Raw genomic sequence first — 13,395 nt, 5'->3', positions numbered from 1 at the left:
GCCGCATAGCAGGTGTTGATCAACCGCTGAACACGGTGGTCACTGATGGTGCCGGGCACGGCCTGCTGTTCTCCGGCTGGTACGCGCAGAACGGCAGCGAACCAAACGCCACCGCCCGTGGCACCACAGCACTACCCCATGACCAATGGCGCGAGCTCCTCGCGGACCTGACGCTCGAGGACTGCTACTTCCGCATGATGGCCTCGCACGAGGTCGGTGCCGGCTGTGGCTTCGACGTCGACTTCGCCGACCGCAAGGGCACCTTCATCGTCTGGGGCAGCGCGCGCGACCAGGTCGACGGTTTCGGAAACGCTGTCAGCCCTCAGGTCGGGCGATTCATCGGCGACCGCCTCCGCGCCGCCCTTCACGCCGAGGAGGTGGGGTGATGCCGAGAGGTAGACCACGCCTGCGTCCTGACCAGGTCCAGCACGGCACCTACGCGGGCTACTCCTACCACCGCGTTCACGGCACGGTCCCTTGCGCTTCCTGCTGCCGTGCACGCGCCGACTACGAGGCTGCTCGGCGACGCGCCAGCCGGGACCAGCTGGCCCGTACCTCACCGGATGTCGGCGGACACGCCCTCCCCATGCAGACCGATTCGGAACGACTTGAAACGGAGGTGCCCCGTGGCGAGTAGCCGTGGGCCGATCACCCGCCCCCGCCCCAGCTGGGGTTGGCAGGACGACGCGGCTTGTAGGGGCCAGAGCCTGACGCTGTTCTTCGGCTACGAAGGAGAGCGCGCCGAGGCCAGGGACGCACGGGAGCGAATGGCCAAGGCCATCTGCGCCGAGTGCCCCGTAAGGCGGGAGTGCGTTGAGTTCGCCTTGTCTCGGCCCGAGAAGTACGGAATTTGGTCGCTCACCGAAGACGAGCGAGCCTCCGTGCGTCGCCGGCGGATGCGTCGCGCCGCGATGGCCGGCGTCTCCGCCGCACCCTCAAACGAGGTGGTGAAGGAGGAGGAGAAGCACTGCTCCAGCTGCCGCACCACCTGGCCCGTGGCCAACTTCGCCAGAGACATCAGCAAGAGGGACGGCCTGCAGACGTGGTGCCGTAGGTGCACGAACGCGGCACGTGCGCGGAAAGCCGAGCAGGCGGTGGCGTCGTGACCGACTGGCGCCAGCGAGGCGCCTGCCTGTCTCTCAACCCGGATGTGTTCTTCTCCGAGGGGCGCCCGTTCCGGGAAGCGAAGGAAGCGTGCGCCTCCTGCCAGGTGCTCATCCCGTGCACGTTCGACGCTTTGCGCGTCTCCGGGGTCGGCTACCAGGCCGGGATGTCCGGCGTTGAGCGCGACCGGGTGCGCAGGTGGGATCGCCAGCAGCGGGGCCTGGAGACGGGCGGCCGACCGCGGAAGGCCGCGTCGTGAAGACGTCAGCCAGCAGCCCGGGACTCGTACTCGCGTTGGAATCGCCGGACCTGCTCGCGGGTCAGGTTGAGTTCCTTGGCGATCGCGTCTTGCGACACCTCTTGCCGGCGGGCGTCAGCGATGGCCTTGCCGAGGTCCAGGCGGGCACGCTCGACGAGCGCGCGGGCGTCTGCTTGCGCCTGCTCGTATGCCTTGCGGGCGGCGACGACATCTCCCATCGGGTCCGACACCCCTTCATGGTCTCACGGGTTTGCCTACAACCATGATGGCACACAGTCAACGTGGCATATAGGCATACGCCACATGTGGCGTTGGCATATGATGTAACCGAACACGTAAGCGATCAGGGGGACTGAAGTGGATCGATCCCGAAGACGGGCCCCGCTCTCGTAGACCCAACCCGAGCAACACCCGAGAGAAGGCCCGTCTAGGTGAACGACGAACAAGCCGGCCTGCTGAGCGACGGCACGTACCGCGCTCACTGGCTGCGAGCGGTCATCAAGGCCACGCACATCACCGATTCGGTGCGTGTCCTGCTGATGGCGCTGGCCCTGCACATGGACGCGAGTGGTCGCGTCTCAGTGCCGCGCGAGGACCTTGCGGCGCTGCTTGGCAGGAACGAGCGGAAGGTGGCGGAGAGGGTGAAGCTGGCGCTGGAGTCGGGTCTGCTTCTGCGGACCGTCCGTGGCCAGAAGCACCGGGTTGCGGTGTATCAGGCCGCGATCGATGGCGTCACTCTCAGCATGCCCCCCGAGGGTCCCGCTGAGGATGAAGTCAGTGTGGCCCCCGGGGACCCTGTTGACTCCGGACTCAGGGTGCCGGACGGGGGGCAGGCTGAGGATTCTCAGGGTGCCGGTTCAATGCACCCTGAGCCGAATTCTCAGGGTGCCGGTTCAATGCACCCTGAGACTCAGGGTGCCGGTTTCAGCATGCCCCCCGAGGGTCCCGCTGAGGATTCTCAGGGTGCCCCCCGGGGGGCCCACCCTTCTTTTATTGGTGTTGAAGTTAGTGAAGAAGTTGATCTCTCTGATAGTGGCCGTCTCTTTGATTTGAAAAGCGCCGCTTCGCGTCGGCCCAAGGAGACCAAGTCCGGGACTCGTCGAAAGCCTGAGACGCCCATGCCTGCCGACTTCAAGGTCACGCCAGACATGGAGGCATGGGCCAAGGCGCAGGGCTACACCGTCGATCTCGGCCGCGAGACGTTCCGGTTCATCAACCACGCCCACCAAAACGACCGGCGCTGCCGCGACTGGCTCGCCGCCTGGCGCAACTGGATCGACAAAGCGCAAGAGATCAGCGACCGCGAAACCAGGTCATCGACGCCGCGCCCCCAGGCCGCTCGGTCGCCCGGTTCGGCCCCACAGCAATTCGCCGAGGAGGAATACCATGCAGGCTGGTGACACACCGGAGTTCGGGCCCAACAGCGACCCGAACGAGTACAAGCGCTGGGAACTCACCCAGGCCATCCGCGGCTACATTCCGCCGCGCTTCCGCGCCGAGATCCACATCCCGCAAGAGGTGATCGCCTGGGCGAAGGCTGGACGCGGTGCGGGCGGCATCTACCTGACGGGCCCGGTTGGGACAGGCAAAACTCACCTGGGCTTCGCTGCCCTTGCTGAGTGGTGCCGCATCACCGAGACCGTCCCACGTCCAGCCAGGTACGACACCTGGGACACGATCCGCTTCGGCCCTACCGTGCACACGGTTCGCGCCACCGCACTGCTTGATCAGCTTCGCCCCGGCTCGAACGACGCCCGCCAGGTCGTCGAGGACTGCCAGGGCGCATGCCTGCTCTTCATCGACGACATCGGTGCCGAGAAGCCGTCCGAGTGGACGCAGGAAAAGCTCTACGAGGTCGTTGACGAGCGGTACGCCCGATGCCTGCCGCTGATCGTCACCAGCAACCTGCCGCCGCGTTCGCTGGCTGAGCACGTGGGCGAGCGCACTGCCTCCCGGCTCGCCGAGATGTGCACGCTCGTGCCGCTCACCGGCCCTGACCGGAGGAGGCCGCAGTAATGCCCCGCTTCCCCGCCGACCCTGACCGCGCTGCGGAGATCCGCGATGAGCACCGGCCGTGCCCGTGGGCGTCGTGCCAGTGCACTCACGTCGGCTGCATCAACGGCTGGGTGGACCGAGACGATACGGACGACGCGGTCCCGTGCCCGACGTGCCGGCCGGAGGTGGCCGCACACCTACGCAAGCGGGACGTGTCGCTCCGCCGGTTACGGGCCGAGCTGCCGAACCTGCCCCGCCCTTCCCGGCACGGCCAGAAGGACGGTCCGTGGTGACCACCACCTACCGGCAGGGCTGCGGAACCCACACGGGTCTCCTGCTCCACAAGGCCGCAGGAGAGCCCGCGTGCGGTGAATGCCTCGAAGGCGACATGCTGCGCCGCTTGTTCGCGGAGGAGGTGCCGCGCCGCCCCTCGCATCCGGCGAATCTGCCCGTGTCCAGGAAGCAGGCCGACCTGAACCGGGCGACTCTGCTGGCCGCCGTCTACGGGCCACGCGATCCGCTCGAGGACCTGACGATGCCGGCGTTCGCGCTCGGCCCACCCCGCCCCGTTCCCCCTCCCCCCGATACCGCCACCACCCTCAAGGAGGCCGCGCGTGCTGAAGATCAGCTTCCGTAGGCGGCAGGGCTGGCAACTCGCCGACACAGCCCGCCGCAACGAGAACCGCACCCACTGGTATCGGCTGATCGGGATGCGCCGATGGGCGCTGATCCTCATGGTCGCCGACAAGAACTTCGTCAGCGAGGCCGAACCGCCCACCCTCAAGGAGACCCGAAACCATGGCTGACAAGACGAAAATCGAGTGGAGCGATGCCACCTGGAACCCCGTCACGGGCTGCACCAAGGTCAGCCCCGGATGTGACAACTGCTACGCCGAGACGTTCGCCGAGAGGTGGCGCGGCACGAAGGGCCACCACTTCGAGAACGGGTTCGACGTGCAGCTCCGGCCCGAGCGGCTCGACCAGCCGCTGAGGTGGAAGACGCCGCGCCGCATCTTCGTCAACTCCATGAGCGACCTGTTCCACGACGCCGTGCCGGACGAGTACATCGCCCGCGTCTTCGCCACCATGGCGCTCACCCCGCAACACACCTACCAGATCCTGACCAAGCGCCACGGTCGCATGCGGTCGTTCCTCACGAACCCGCCCAAGAACGACAACGGCGAATACGAGGACGGCGTCGGCTGGCTGCCGGGCTCCGGCGCGAAGTGGATGGTCGCCGAGGCTCTGGAGGAGACCGGCCGGGACGCTGACCGTCGCCTGAACGAGGAGCAGTGGGCGCTCGTGGAGTGGCCAGCGGGGCGGCTGGAGTGGCCGCTGCCGAACGTGTGGATCGGCGTCTCCGTCGAGGACCAGCAGCGCGCCGAACTCCGCATCCCCGCGCTTCTGGAGACCCCGGCCGCCGTTCGGTTCCTGTCCTGCGAACCGCTGACCAGGCTGGTGGACCTGCGCAACCTGAAGGTCCGCGACCGCCTGATCGACTGCCTAGGCGGTGACGTCAAGGACCCGGCCGACGGAGCCGTCATCTGCGGCACTCCCAGCGTCATCGACTGGGTGATCGTGGGCGGTGAGTCCGGCCCCGGTGCGCGCCCCATGTACCCGGACTGGGCTCGCAATCTCCGTGACCAGTGCCAGGGTAGGGCCGCCTTCTACTTCAAGCAGTGGGGCCTCTGGGCGCCGTACGGGCAAGGCCAGCCCAACGCCGCTGGAAAGCACGGCGCTGTCGCCATGGTGTTCCCGGACGGACGTACCGAACCTCCGTGTCTGGGCGCGCTGGGCGGGCCCGTCCTCATGGCCCGGTACGGGAAGCACCGTGCGGGCCGCGTCCTCGACAGCCGCACGTGGGACGAGTTCCCGCAGGAGGTGTCTCTCCATGGCTGACACCTCCGAGAAGACCATCGCCGACGAGCTGCGCGAGGCGGCGGCGAAGCTCCGCGAGAAGGCCGAGAATGCGCCCCACGGCCCCTGGCACTGGGAGGGCACGTACCCGCAGCGCATCAGCAACGCGGCAGCGATCGTGGTCGCTGACACGTTCACCGGTCCGGAGGTTCCGCCGTACGGGGCTGAGTGGATCACGCTGGTCAGCCCTGAACTGGCCGAGCCTCTCGCCTCCTGGCTGGAGAAGGCCGCGAAGGACTTCGACGACGAGACGTACGAGGACGCCATCGAGTGCCCGGCCTGCGGTGACGGCTGCTACAAGGACCATGGGACCTTCCGGGCGCACTCGTCGTGCGGTGGAGTGGTCGGCTCCGATGCCGAGCGCTGCCCCTGCTTCGACGAGGCCCTGGCGGTGGCTCGGTTCCTGAACGGGACCGCCTCTTGAGCCGCCTGGACGACTGGGCCGCCCGCATCAGCGGCGTGTGGGAGCCATCCATGGCGCCGCCGGAGCCGGTGGACGAGCCCGCTCACACGTCGCCGCTGCTGAAGACCAGCTACGAGGAGACGGCCGAGACCGTCGTCGCTGAGGAGCTGGACGTGAGCGCCCGGTTGGCGCACCTGGTGGACGGGCGGGGCATGTCGCCGCTGGAAGCCGCCAGGGCGTTGTTCAACCCGATCAGCGAGGAGGCCACCGATGTGGCGTAAGTCGTCTTTCTGCAACGGGGCGAGCACCTGTGTGGAGGTGGCCCCACTCGCTGACGGCAACGTCGCAGTGCGGGACTCGAAGCTGGGTGACGTCTCGCCGGTGCTGCGCTTCACCGCCGACGACTGGCGCGAGTTCCAGCGCTACATGGACGCCGACAACATGGGCAACTACCTCGGCCCCGTCTGGTTCTCCCAGGTCGATGACGACCGGTGGGAGATGGCCAACAGTGACTGTCGAGGCGCGCTGCTCGTGTTCGACGACGGTGAGGCGGAAGCGTTCTTGGCGGGACTGTTCGCGGGTGAGTTCACTCCGGAGGCGCTCGCGGCGGGGGACGGCTCAGACGGGGATGCCCCCAAGCGAGCCCCAAGGGCATCGCTCGCTGGAGTAAAGGCCGCCTCGGTCTCCGAGTAGCAGCCGAACCCTAGGAGGCGCTGAGAGTCGATTCTGAGGGCTCTCGGCGCTCCGAGATCAGAACTCAAGATCGCAAAGAGATAGAGATCAGCGACAAACAGATCTCTGTTCGAGGAAGGATTCGAACGAATGAAGGCGTTGAGTGTTCGGCAGCCGTGGGCATGGGCGATCACGCACGGCCAGAAAGACATCGAGAACCGCACGTGGACCACGGGCTACCGCGGCCCACTCGCCATCCACGCGGGCGCCCGCTGGGACGAGGACGGCGCCTACGACAAACGCATCCTGAGAGCCCTCCACGCGTTCGGCGACCGGTTCGACCCGCCACTCCGCGTAGAGCGGCTCGGGCACAAGACCATGCGCCTACTCCGCGACCGCCAGCTCACTCCCAGTGCGATTGTCGCCGTCGTGGACGTGGTGGGCATCTGCACCGCCCGCTCAATGTCCGAGCAGTGCGGTTGCGGCCTGTGGGCAGCCGAAGGGCAGTGCCATTGGCGTCTCGCCAACCCGCGCCCACTCCCTGAGCCGGTGCCGTGCAAGGGGCGGCTGAGCCTGTGGGAGCTGCCCGCCGACGTTGAGGCTCGGGCGCTCGCGCAGGTCGCAGGCTGACGCGGGAGTCCCGGTGGGCTACTCCCCAGCGGGAGGCGTCGGCCGAACGGCGTCGATGTCCTCCTTGGAGAGACGGTCGGGAAGCTTCACGCCCTTCTCGCGGACATACCAGCGCACGAACTGCCGGATCACCTCAGAGCGGTCAACGGGTGGGTCTGCGGCATCGACAGCAGCGCAGAACAGCGTCCACAGGTCCGGTTCGAATCGGAACGCTTGACGGGGGTTTCCCTTGGTCGGCATGGCCAATCCGTTCGTTAGTGTCGCGACACCTGGGACGGTAACACGATCAAGGGTGTCGCGACAATTAGGGCTTGCAGGTGTCGCGACACCATGCCATGCTGGGTGTCGCGACACCTTGGCCGAGTAGGGAGACGTGATGACGCTCATGACCGCTGCCGCCAGCACCACCCGCGACCTGATCCTCCAGGACGCCGCTGACTACCGCGCCTCCGTCGCGAAGGGCGGCAACGGCAGCGAAGGTTTCACCACCACCGACGGCACCGGCCCCGTCTACGTGACCCCCGCCAGCAAGTACGGCTGGCACGTCACCTCCCACTCCGACGCCATGTACACCCTCACCACCCACGGCACCTGGGAGTACGACGAGCGGATCGACAACGCGGCTCGCTACTGGCCGGCCCTGGACGCCGCGGTCGAGGCGCTGCTTGCGATCACCCGCTGACCTCAGGGCCTCGGAAGGGGCCCGCCCCCTCTCCTCGACGAACACCCCAAACCCTCGACGATCAAGGAGACACCTCATGTCTACTCCCGCCAACAAGACATGGATCGTCCGCGCAGGCTCAGCCGGCAATGGCCCGTCCCTGTTCTGCGTGTACGCGCCCACGATGGAAGCCGCGCGTGCGTCGGCGCTGGACTCGCTGGGCGACAACGCCCGCATCGGGTGCACTGTCCACGCCGTGACTGCCAGCGACCCACTTCCGCCCGCGTTGACGTTGGCGCTCAACCCGATCGCCCGACGACAGGCTGCCGAGCCCTCACGGTCTGTCGCCTGACCCTCCCCCTCCGGCCCGGGGGAGACCCCTCGGGCCTATCCCCTAAACCTCGACGACCAAGGACCTGAGATGCCGAAGTCAGGTGAGAAGTGGTTCGCCATCGCTCAGCGGCTGGCGGTGCAGCTCGCGAGTCACGCTTGGTGTGATCAGCACCCCTTGGCCAGCAGTGAGCCGGACTGTCCGTCCTGCCAAGACCGCGTCGCCTACAGGGCGTGGCTGGCTGCCGGTGGGCGCGATTTCCGCCTGATCCGTGACTAACGAGCGCCCCTCCCGTCCGGGAAGTGCTTTCCCGCCCGACCTTCAACCCCTGGAGAACCGACCATGAAGCTACGGCTGATCATCGAAGCCGACTACGAGGTGACCGACGACCTCGCCGAGCGTGAGCGCGTCTACGGCACGTCCAACCCTGCCGAGTGCGCCAAGGTCGATGAGGGCAACAATCCGATCGAATTGCTGGAGTTCGCCCGCGAGCGAGGCAGCATCACCCACCACCGCGTGCGGATCCTCGACGAGTACTCCACACCCGGCGACCCGAGAGAACTCGACGAGCACGACCTGATCACGGCGGTAGGCGTCCACGATCAGGACTGCCCTTGCGCCTACTGCGACGAGTGGAAGAAGCGCCGGGCGGTCGCGTTCGCCCGCTGGATCGTCTCCCTCGACGACCCGGACGGCCCCGGCTATGAGGCCCGTAGGTCCGTGACCATGGGCCAGATCATCGGCAAGGCACGCGAGGCGCTCGCGCTGCCCGAGGAGTGACCCTCCAGCCCTCTTCTCCCGGTATTGGCCGGGACAGCGCTCAGAACGCGGAGAGGGCGCCAAGACCCCAAGGCCATCAACGGACAAGGAGGGGTTCGATGCCTCGCATTCTCTGGGTGAACGCCCCATACAGCAGCCTGAATGGCTACGTGGGCGGCCTGTGCCTGTTCACCATCGATTGGAAGATCCGCCGAGAAGACCCCAATCACACGCTCAGGACGAAGCTGCCTGGCTTCGACACGCAGCCGTTGCAGGATGACGACGCCGACGTCCTGAAGGACCGCGCCGAGCGGGTTCTTGAAGAGTTCGTCCACAAGCTTGGGGCGGCCTTCCCGGACTCCTCCTCCGAGGAGGGCTCCCGATGATGACTCGCTGGGGTGACGGCATGGGCGAACCCCCGCCCGTCCGGGACGTGACGAATGCTGCGGTGGTGGCGGACGACTCCATCGCCTCGCTGTTCGCCGCCTCCCAGACCGAGGATGGCTGAGATGGGAACCGTGTCCGTCCCTCAGCGCCTGCCGCTGGTCATGCAGGACATCCAGATCATGCGCTGTGCCACCTGCGGCGCCATCGTTCCCGGCGTCTGGCAGATCAGCAAGAAGACCATGCGGGCCGGGATCGACCACGTGCTCGACGAGCATCGCGAGGCCCTGCTGGCGGGCGACCTCCGGCCTCCCCTGTTCGTGAACTGCGCCATCCAGGACCCGTTCTGGTTCGAGGAGCACACGTGATGGCAGACGACCGCCGCCACCGGGAGATCACGGTCAAGCTGATCCCGAAGGCGACCAGAGCACTCGGCGAGTTGTCAGCGCGTACGGAGTTGTCGGAGACGGATCTGGTCAACCGGGCGCTCCAGTTGTACGCCGCCCTCGACGCCTGGCAGGCGTCAGGCCGTCAGATCCTCACCCACGACCCCGAGATCGGAGAGACGCATGTCTACCGATGGTCCTGACCTCCGCCACCGCTACCGGGAGGCGATCCGCCGGGTAGACGCTGAAGTCGACCCGTCCCGGCACCCCATCTACCTCGTGGACGACATCATCTTGGACGCGCTCGTAGCCGTACGAGATGAGGAACTGGAGCGGCTCCGGGAGGAGAACGCGGCTCTCCTCATCGGGGCCGATCCGTCCAGGATGGCGGCTGGCAGGCGCATCGTGGACAGCCTTACGAGGCTCGTAAGGATCGAACGGGACGACGCGCGAGCGGACCGGGACCGGTGGCGGGAACGCGCCGAGACCGCCGAGCGCCGCCTCGCTAACGTCCGCCGGTACATCAACGAAGACTTCCGCTTCTGGTGCTCACCCCTCGGCGTGGCCAAGCAGTACGCAGACGCGCTGATCGACTACATCGACCGTGAGCCCGCCGACGACTCCCAGGAGGCCGCTAGCCTGCCGCCTGAGACGCCAGCCAAGGAGGAGACCGGTGGACCTCGTTGACTTCATTCGCGCACGCCTTGACGAGGACGAGCGGATCGCCCGCGACGCTGACGGCATCTCCCGTGACACGCTGCTCGACCTGTATGAGGACCTGATCCAGTCCCGGCCGCTCGACGGCCAGCGGCGGTTGTTCGGCATCTTTATCGGCCGCTTCACGTCCGGGCGGATGCTCGCCGATATCCAGGCGAAGAGGCGGCTCGTCGACTGGCATACCGACCAGCACGATCTGCTGGCGTCGGCGCGGCCGACGGTCGGGTGTCGGTGTTACGACGGGTGGCCATGCACGACGCTGCGCCTGCTCGCCCTGCCCTACGCCAGCCACCACGAGTACCGCACGGAATGGCGGCCGTGACCCTCCTCGACCCCGACGGGCCGGACCTGCGTGGCCCTGACGACCACGCAGCCCCGACCGGCCGCTGCTTCTGTGGCCGCAAGCTCTGGGACCCGGTCTCACTCCAGCACAAGATCGGACCCAAGTGCCGGGAGAAGCTCGGCATCACCCCACCGAAGCGTGTCCGGATCACAGGTGTCCAGGTGTGGCGGGACTGCGAGGGGCAGACCGACCTGCTGGACGACACGTGATCGCCAACATCACGCCACCGTCACAGCAGGGCAACGGGGGTCCTGGTAACGGTGGGTGTAACGGCCAAGGGGCGATCCATGGTCTCAACCCGGTCACCGCAAAGGTCTCTGAATCCCGAGAAGAGGAGACAACCATGCAGATGTATCGGCATCCCATCATCGTCGGAGCGGCGTTCGCCGCCATTGTCGCGCTCTGGCCGGCAGGGGCCCAAGCCTCGCCGATCCCGAGCTCGGGTACCCAAGCGACGGTTACGGAAGAACCGCCAGACGGCACCCCGTACCAGAGGGGCTACGACAGAGGCCGCTCGGAAGGATATGAGCGGGGAGAAGCGCGGGCACTGAACTACTGCGCTCGTGACCCGTTCCTACCTTGGCCAACAGTCAGCCAGGACGCCTACGGGGTCGGCTACGACGAAGCCTTCCAGCTGTCCTACGGCAGAGGATTCGAAGACGGCTACGCGAAACACTGCAGGCCCGCATAGCTGGAGGAGGCGCTGATCAGGCCCCGCCATCTCGAGTGCGTGGGGCCTGATCCTTGCCCGGAAGTGACCCACCCGCACGACGATGCCGCTTTTGTGTGCGTCCGTCCCCGCTGGGCACTATGAGCCCCATGCACCACCAGCACGACGCACATCCCCAGCTCACACCGATACGGGACTACGCCGTAAGGATCGCCTTCCCCGGCTGGCAGCCCACGCCCGGCGACTGGACCCACCTCTACACCGGCTTTCAGGCTGGCAAGCCGTACACCGACGTAGCCGTCTACCGCCCCAGCAAGGACAGTGGCCACGAACGCATCCACTACCGGCGATACGCCGGCGACGACCTGACCGCGTTCTGGATCCAGCTGACGAGAGAGATCAGCCACAACGCCCCGATGTGAGACGATTGTTGCCGATCCGATGAGCCGACATACGTCAGGCTCTCAAGCGAGAGGCGACCGCATGCTTCCTCCGAACCGGTTAGGGTTCGCGATTCGCAAGACCCTGTTCGACCTCACAGGCGTCGCCATCGACGAAAGCGTCACCAGCGCTGAGGTGTGCCAGCAGTTCGAGATCAACATGGCCGCGTTCGACGCCGACCTGGCCATGTGCGACCGGTCCGCGCTCATTGACGTGCTGACCTTTGCTGAGGGCGCCTCGCCGGATGCGACCACGCAGGCTGCGATCGACCAGGTGCAAGCCGACATCGTGGTGCCCACGTCTCCCTGAGCATGAAACGAGGGCGACCCTCCAGCCCTCTGGAGAACCGCCCCCGACCAACTCGCCTCGACCCGTCCCTCAACTGGTCTCCCGTAAGAGTACGTCCTCGGGGGAGGCATCGTGTCCAGCACCAACGCATGCAACGGTCCCTGCAACAACACCGCCCGCCGGCTGATCGCCGACTACGAACGAGCGCTCGACGGGTACGTGGAACTCCTCGACGAGTGGATCGCCGGCGGCCAGCAAGGCGAAGAGCCAGCCGAGCCCATGGCGCCCGAGTTGACCGTCTACGAGGGCGAGCCGCTGTTCTGCCGCAGATGCCGGGCGCTCGTGAGGGCCGCGCTACTCGACCTCGACCAGCTCGCCACTGAGCTGTCGGCCCGCTCCGACGGGCACCGAGGCAGCGTCCCTGAGGGGCGCGTGAGCGGCTCCAGAACGTCGGGAAGCCCATCGCCCACTGCCGACCTGCTGGACGCGCTGTACGGCGATCTGACCGACGTGGAAGACGAATGGAGGCAGCGTTGGGGGTTCGCTCCACGCACGCATCGAGCCCACCGCGGCGCCGACCCCCGGTCACGCTGTATCGGCTGGCTGTCAGAGCGACTGGACGGCATCCTCGCCGCAGAGGAGCACATTGGGTTCGCGGCGAGAGTCCTCCGCTGGGAAGTCGTCCTCCGCGAGCGGCTCCAAGAAGACTCTGTGGGCACCAAGTCGCCGATCCGCTGCCCCCGCTGCTCCGAGCGCCGGGTGGTGCGGGAGCGTGAAGGCTACTGGCAATGCGGGGCGTGCACGATGATGCTGTCCGACCCGGTGGAACGCCAGCAGCGGCACGACCAGGGCGTGGAACTCGAAGTGGCAGGAGTGTCATGAGCATCTGGTCGACCTTCAAGACCATGAAGGTCCACGACATCGACCTTCACGAGGACGGTGAACCGTGCGGCTGCCCGGAAGAGGGCAACGAGGTATACCTGTCCCAGGCCTGGCGTGGATGGCCTCTGCGGCTCTCACTCGACACGCTCGGCGATGGAGATGCGCATGTGCTGGTCGCCCGAGATCAGGCCCGCGAGTTGGGCCAGGCGCTGATCGCATGGGCGGACGAAGACGAGCGGAAGGCGCCCCATGGGTGACCTGATCGCGTTCATCCGAGCACGCCTCGACGAGGACGAGCAGGAAGCCATCGCAGCCTCACCAGGACCGTGGCACGCGAACGCCGAACAGGACGAGGTTGTCGCCGTCGACGGTGAGACCGTGGCTGATGGGTTCGCCCTGAGCAGCCAGCAGCTGCGGGCCACCGTGCGCCACATCGTGCGCCACGACCCTGCCCGGGTGCTGCGCGAGGTCGAGGCCAAGCGGCGGCTGCTCGACCTGCACAAGCTCGGCCGGTACGGGGAGTGCGTCACCTGCGACGTGGGCGCTCAGTCGT

31 protein-coding genes are annotated in these 13,395 nt (G+C 67.1%); 29 read left to right on the top strand and 2 right to left on the bottom strand.

Going from position 1 to position 13,395, the window contains the following annotated elements; translation table 11 throughout:
• The 3 genes from ACIBVN_RS59155 to ACIBVN_RS59145 form a co-directional block, all read left to right on the top strand.
• Nucleotides 1-386 (top strand): hypothetical protein (locus ACIBVN_RS59155; protein ID WP_397151461.1); only part of this gene is annotated, 386 nt, incomplete at its 5' end.
• A 240-nt stretch (nucleotides 387-626) separates the two neighbouring features.
• Nucleotides 627-1,106, top strand: coding sequence for a WhiB family transcriptional regulator (locus ACIBVN_RS59150; protein ID WP_397151459.1), 480 nt, complete (start codon nucleotides 627-629; stop codon nucleotides 1,104-1,106).
• A complete protein-coding gene (locus ACIBVN_RS59145; protein WP_397151457.1) occupies nucleotides 1,103-1,363 on the top strand; it encodes a WhiB family transcriptional regulator in 261 nt (86 codons plus the stop codon). Before ACIBVN_RS59150 ends, ACIBVN_RS59145 begins: the two co-directional genes overlap by 4 nt.
• A 5-nt stretch (nucleotides 1,364-1,368) precedes the next feature.
• Here ACIBVN_RS59145 and ACIBVN_RS59140 read toward each other — a convergent pair whose 3' ends face one another.
• The gene (locus tag ACIBVN_RS59140; RefSeq protein ID WP_397151455.1) at nucleotides 1,369-1,581 is read right to left on the bottom strand and encodes a hypothetical protein; all 213 of its coding nucleotides are present in this window, start codon (nucleotides 1,579-1,581) and stop codon (nucleotides 1,369-1,371) included.
• Nucleotides 1,582-1,794: 213 nt separating this feature from the next.
• On the opposite strand from ACIBVN_RS59140, the gene ACIBVN_RS59135 reads away from it, so the two are divergent.
• From ACIBVN_RS59135 to ACIBVN_RS59090, 10 genes are all read left to right on the top strand, one after another.
• Nucleotides 1,795-2,763: a hypothetical protein gene (locus ACIBVN_RS59135; RefSeq protein WP_397151453.1), complete on the top strand. Its 969-nt coding sequence runs from the start codon at nucleotides 1,795-1,797 to the stop codon at nucleotides 2,761-2,763.
• The gene (locus tag ACIBVN_RS59130) at nucleotides 2,750-3,379 is read left to right on the top strand and encodes an AAA family ATPase (RefSeq protein WP_397151451.1); all 630 of its coding nucleotides are present in this window, start codon (nucleotides 2,750-2,752) and stop codon (nucleotides 3,377-3,379) included. Before ACIBVN_RS59135 ends, ACIBVN_RS59130 begins: the two co-directional genes overlap by 14 nt.
• A gap of 110 nt (nucleotides 3,380-3,489) precedes the next feature.
• The gene (locus ACIBVN_RS59125; protein WP_397151449.1) at nucleotides 3,490-3,651 is read left to right on the top strand and encodes a hypothetical protein; all 162 of its coding nucleotides are present in this window, start codon (nucleotides 3,490-3,492) and stop codon (nucleotides 3,649-3,651) included.
• On the top strand, nucleotides 3,645-3,995 hold the full coding sequence (locus ACIBVN_RS59120; RefSeq protein WP_397151447.1) for a hypothetical protein: 351 nt from the start codon (nucleotides 3,645-3,647) through the stop codon (nucleotides 3,993-3,995). The genes ACIBVN_RS59125 and ACIBVN_RS59120 overlap by 7 nt, the downstream gene beginning before the upstream one ends.
• Nucleotides 3,973-4,164 carry a hypothetical protein gene (locus tag ACIBVN_RS59115; protein ID WP_397151445.1) on the top strand — a complete coding sequence of 64 codons (192 nt, stop codon included), beginning with the start codon at nucleotides 3,973-3,975 and terminating at the stop codon, nucleotides 4,162-4,164. The genes ACIBVN_RS59120 and ACIBVN_RS59115 overlap by 23 nt, the downstream gene beginning before the upstream one ends.
• Nucleotides 4,157-5,257 (top strand): DUF5131 family protein, encoded by a 1,101-nt coding sequence (locus ACIBVN_RS59110; protein WP_397151443.1) that lies wholly within the window; start codon nucleotides 4,157-4,159, stop codon nucleotides 5,255-5,257. Before ACIBVN_RS59115 ends, ACIBVN_RS59110 begins: the two co-directional genes overlap by 8 nt.
• Nucleotides 5,250-5,699 carry a hypothetical protein gene (locus tag ACIBVN_RS59105; protein ID WP_397151441.1) on the top strand — a complete coding sequence of 150 codons (450 nt, stop codon included), beginning with the start codon at nucleotides 5,250-5,252 and terminating at the stop codon, nucleotides 5,697-5,699. Before ACIBVN_RS59110 ends, ACIBVN_RS59105 begins: the two co-directional genes overlap by 8 nt.
• Nucleotides 5,696-5,959, top strand: a complete 264-nt coding sequence (locus ACIBVN_RS59100) for a hypothetical protein (protein ID WP_397151439.1) — start codon at nucleotides 5,696-5,698, stop codon at nucleotides 5,957-5,959. Before ACIBVN_RS59105 ends, ACIBVN_RS59100 begins: the two co-directional genes overlap by 4 nt.
• Complete coding sequence (locus ACIBVN_RS59095) at nucleotides 5,949-6,371, top strand: DUF397 domain-containing protein (protein ID WP_397151437.1); 423 nt, start codon at nucleotides 5,949-5,951, stop codon at nucleotides 6,369-6,371. Before ACIBVN_RS59100 ends, ACIBVN_RS59095 begins: the two co-directional genes overlap by 11 nt.
• 129 nt (nucleotides 6,372-6,500) lie before the next feature.
• On the top strand, nucleotides 6,501-6,980 hold the full coding sequence (locus ACIBVN_RS59090) for an ASCH domain-containing protein (RefSeq protein ID WP_397151435.1): 480 nt from the start codon (nucleotides 6,501-6,503) through the stop codon (nucleotides 6,978-6,980).
• Between the two features lie 18 nt (nucleotides 6,981-6,998).
• Here ACIBVN_RS59090 and ACIBVN_RS59085 read toward each other — a convergent pair whose 3' ends face one another.
• A complete protein-coding gene (locus ACIBVN_RS59085; protein WP_397151433.1) occupies nucleotides 6,999-7,220 on the bottom strand; it encodes a hypothetical protein in 222 nt (73 codons plus the stop codon).
• A gap of 136 nt (nucleotides 7,221-7,356) precedes the next feature.
• Between ACIBVN_RS59085 and ACIBVN_RS59080 the strand changes: the two genes are divergently transcribed.
• From ACIBVN_RS59080 to ACIBVN_RS59005, 16 genes are all read left to right on the top strand, one after another.
• Complete coding sequence (locus ACIBVN_RS59080; protein ID WP_397151431.1) at nucleotides 7,357-7,662, top strand: hypothetical protein; 306 nt, start codon at nucleotides 7,357-7,359, stop codon at nucleotides 7,660-7,662.
• Between the two features lie 76 nt (nucleotides 7,663-7,738).
• Nucleotides 7,739-7,993 (top strand): hypothetical protein, encoded by a 255-nt coding sequence (locus ACIBVN_RS59075; RefSeq protein ID WP_397151429.1) that lies wholly within the window; start codon nucleotides 7,739-7,741, stop codon nucleotides 7,991-7,993.
• Between the two features lie 321 nt (nucleotides 7,994-8,314).
• Nucleotides 8,315-8,752, top strand: a complete 438-nt coding sequence (locus ACIBVN_RS59070) for a hypothetical protein (protein WP_397151427.1) — start codon at nucleotides 8,315-8,317, stop codon at nucleotides 8,750-8,752.
• 98 nt (nucleotides 8,753-8,850) lie between these two features.
• A complete protein-coding gene (locus tag ACIBVN_RS59065; protein WP_397151425.1) occupies nucleotides 8,851-9,117 on the top strand; it encodes a hypothetical protein in 267 nt (88 codons plus the stop codon).
• The gene (locus ACIBVN_RS59060; RefSeq protein WP_397151424.1) at nucleotides 9,114-9,239 is read left to right on the top strand and encodes a hypothetical protein; all 126 of its coding nucleotides are present in this window, start codon (nucleotides 9,114-9,116) and stop codon (nucleotides 9,237-9,239) included. Before ACIBVN_RS59065 ends, ACIBVN_RS59060 begins: the two co-directional genes overlap by 4 nt.
• Before the next feature lies 1 nt (nucleotide 9,240).
• Complete coding sequence (locus ACIBVN_RS59055) at nucleotides 9,241-9,483, top strand: hypothetical protein (protein WP_397151422.1); 243 nt, start codon at nucleotides 9,241-9,243, stop codon at nucleotides 9,481-9,483.
• Nucleotides 9,480-9,704 (top strand): hypothetical protein, encoded by a 225-nt coding sequence (locus ACIBVN_RS59050; protein ID WP_397151420.1) that lies wholly within the window; start codon nucleotides 9,480-9,482, stop codon nucleotides 9,702-9,704. Before ACIBVN_RS59055 ends, ACIBVN_RS59050 begins: the two co-directional genes overlap by 4 nt.
• Before the next feature lie 76 nt (nucleotides 9,705-9,780).
• Nucleotides 9,781-10,188, top strand: coding sequence for a hypothetical protein (locus tag ACIBVN_RS59045; protein WP_397151418.1), 408 nt, complete (start codon nucleotides 9,781-9,783; stop codon nucleotides 10,186-10,188).
• Nucleotides 10,175-10,540, top strand: a complete 366-nt coding sequence (locus ACIBVN_RS59040) for a DUF6221 family protein (RefSeq protein WP_397151416.1) — start codon at nucleotides 10,175-10,177, stop codon at nucleotides 10,538-10,540. The genes ACIBVN_RS59045 and ACIBVN_RS59040 overlap by 14 nt, the downstream gene beginning before the upstream one ends.
• Entirely contained in the window at nucleotides 10,537-10,770 is a 234-nt protein-coding gene (locus ACIBVN_RS59035) for a DUF6011 domain-containing protein (RefSeq protein ID WP_397151414.1), read from the top strand. Before ACIBVN_RS59040 ends, ACIBVN_RS59035 begins: the two co-directional genes overlap by 4 nt.
• Nucleotides 10,767-11,252, top strand: coding sequence for a hypothetical protein (locus ACIBVN_RS59030; protein WP_397151412.1), 486 nt, complete (start codon nucleotides 10,767-10,769; stop codon nucleotides 11,250-11,252). Before ACIBVN_RS59035 ends, ACIBVN_RS59030 begins: the two co-directional genes overlap by 4 nt.
• Nucleotides 11,253-11,380: 128 nt before the next feature.
• On the top strand, nucleotides 11,381-11,653 hold the full coding sequence (locus ACIBVN_RS59025; protein WP_397151410.1) for a hypothetical protein: 273 nt from the start codon (nucleotides 11,381-11,383) through the stop codon (nucleotides 11,651-11,653).
• A 61-nt stretch (nucleotides 11,654-11,714) separates the two neighbouring features.
• The gene (locus ACIBVN_RS59020; RefSeq protein ID WP_397151408.1) at nucleotides 11,715-11,981 is read left to right on the top strand and encodes a hypothetical protein; all 267 of its coding nucleotides are present in this window, start codon (nucleotides 11,715-11,717) and stop codon (nucleotides 11,979-11,981) included.
• A 111-nt stretch (nucleotides 11,982-12,092) separates the two neighbouring features.
• Nucleotides 12,093-12,842 (top strand): hypothetical protein, encoded by a 750-nt coding sequence (locus ACIBVN_RS59015; RefSeq protein WP_397151407.1) that lies wholly within the window; start codon nucleotides 12,093-12,095, stop codon nucleotides 12,840-12,842.
• Nucleotides 12,839-13,099 (top strand): hypothetical protein, encoded by a 261-nt coding sequence (locus ACIBVN_RS59010; RefSeq protein WP_397151405.1) that lies wholly within the window; start codon nucleotides 12,839-12,841, stop codon nucleotides 13,097-13,099. The genes ACIBVN_RS59015 and ACIBVN_RS59010 overlap by 4 nt, the downstream gene beginning before the upstream one ends.
• The coding region (locus ACIBVN_RS59005; protein ID WP_397151403.1) for a DUF6221 family protein at nucleotides 13,092-13,395 on the top strand (304 nt) is incomplete at its 3' end. The genes ACIBVN_RS59010 and ACIBVN_RS59005, both read left to right, overlap by 8 nt.

It is taken from the genome of Nonomuraea sp. NPDC049400, assembly GCF_044466425.1.
Taxonomy (GTDB): domain Bacteria; phylum Actinomycetota; class Actinomycetes; order Streptosporangiales; family Streptosporangiaceae; genus Nonomuraea.
The sequence above is the reverse complement of the archived record's forward strand: the minus strand, read 5'-3'. Positions and strand labels throughout refer to the sequence as shown.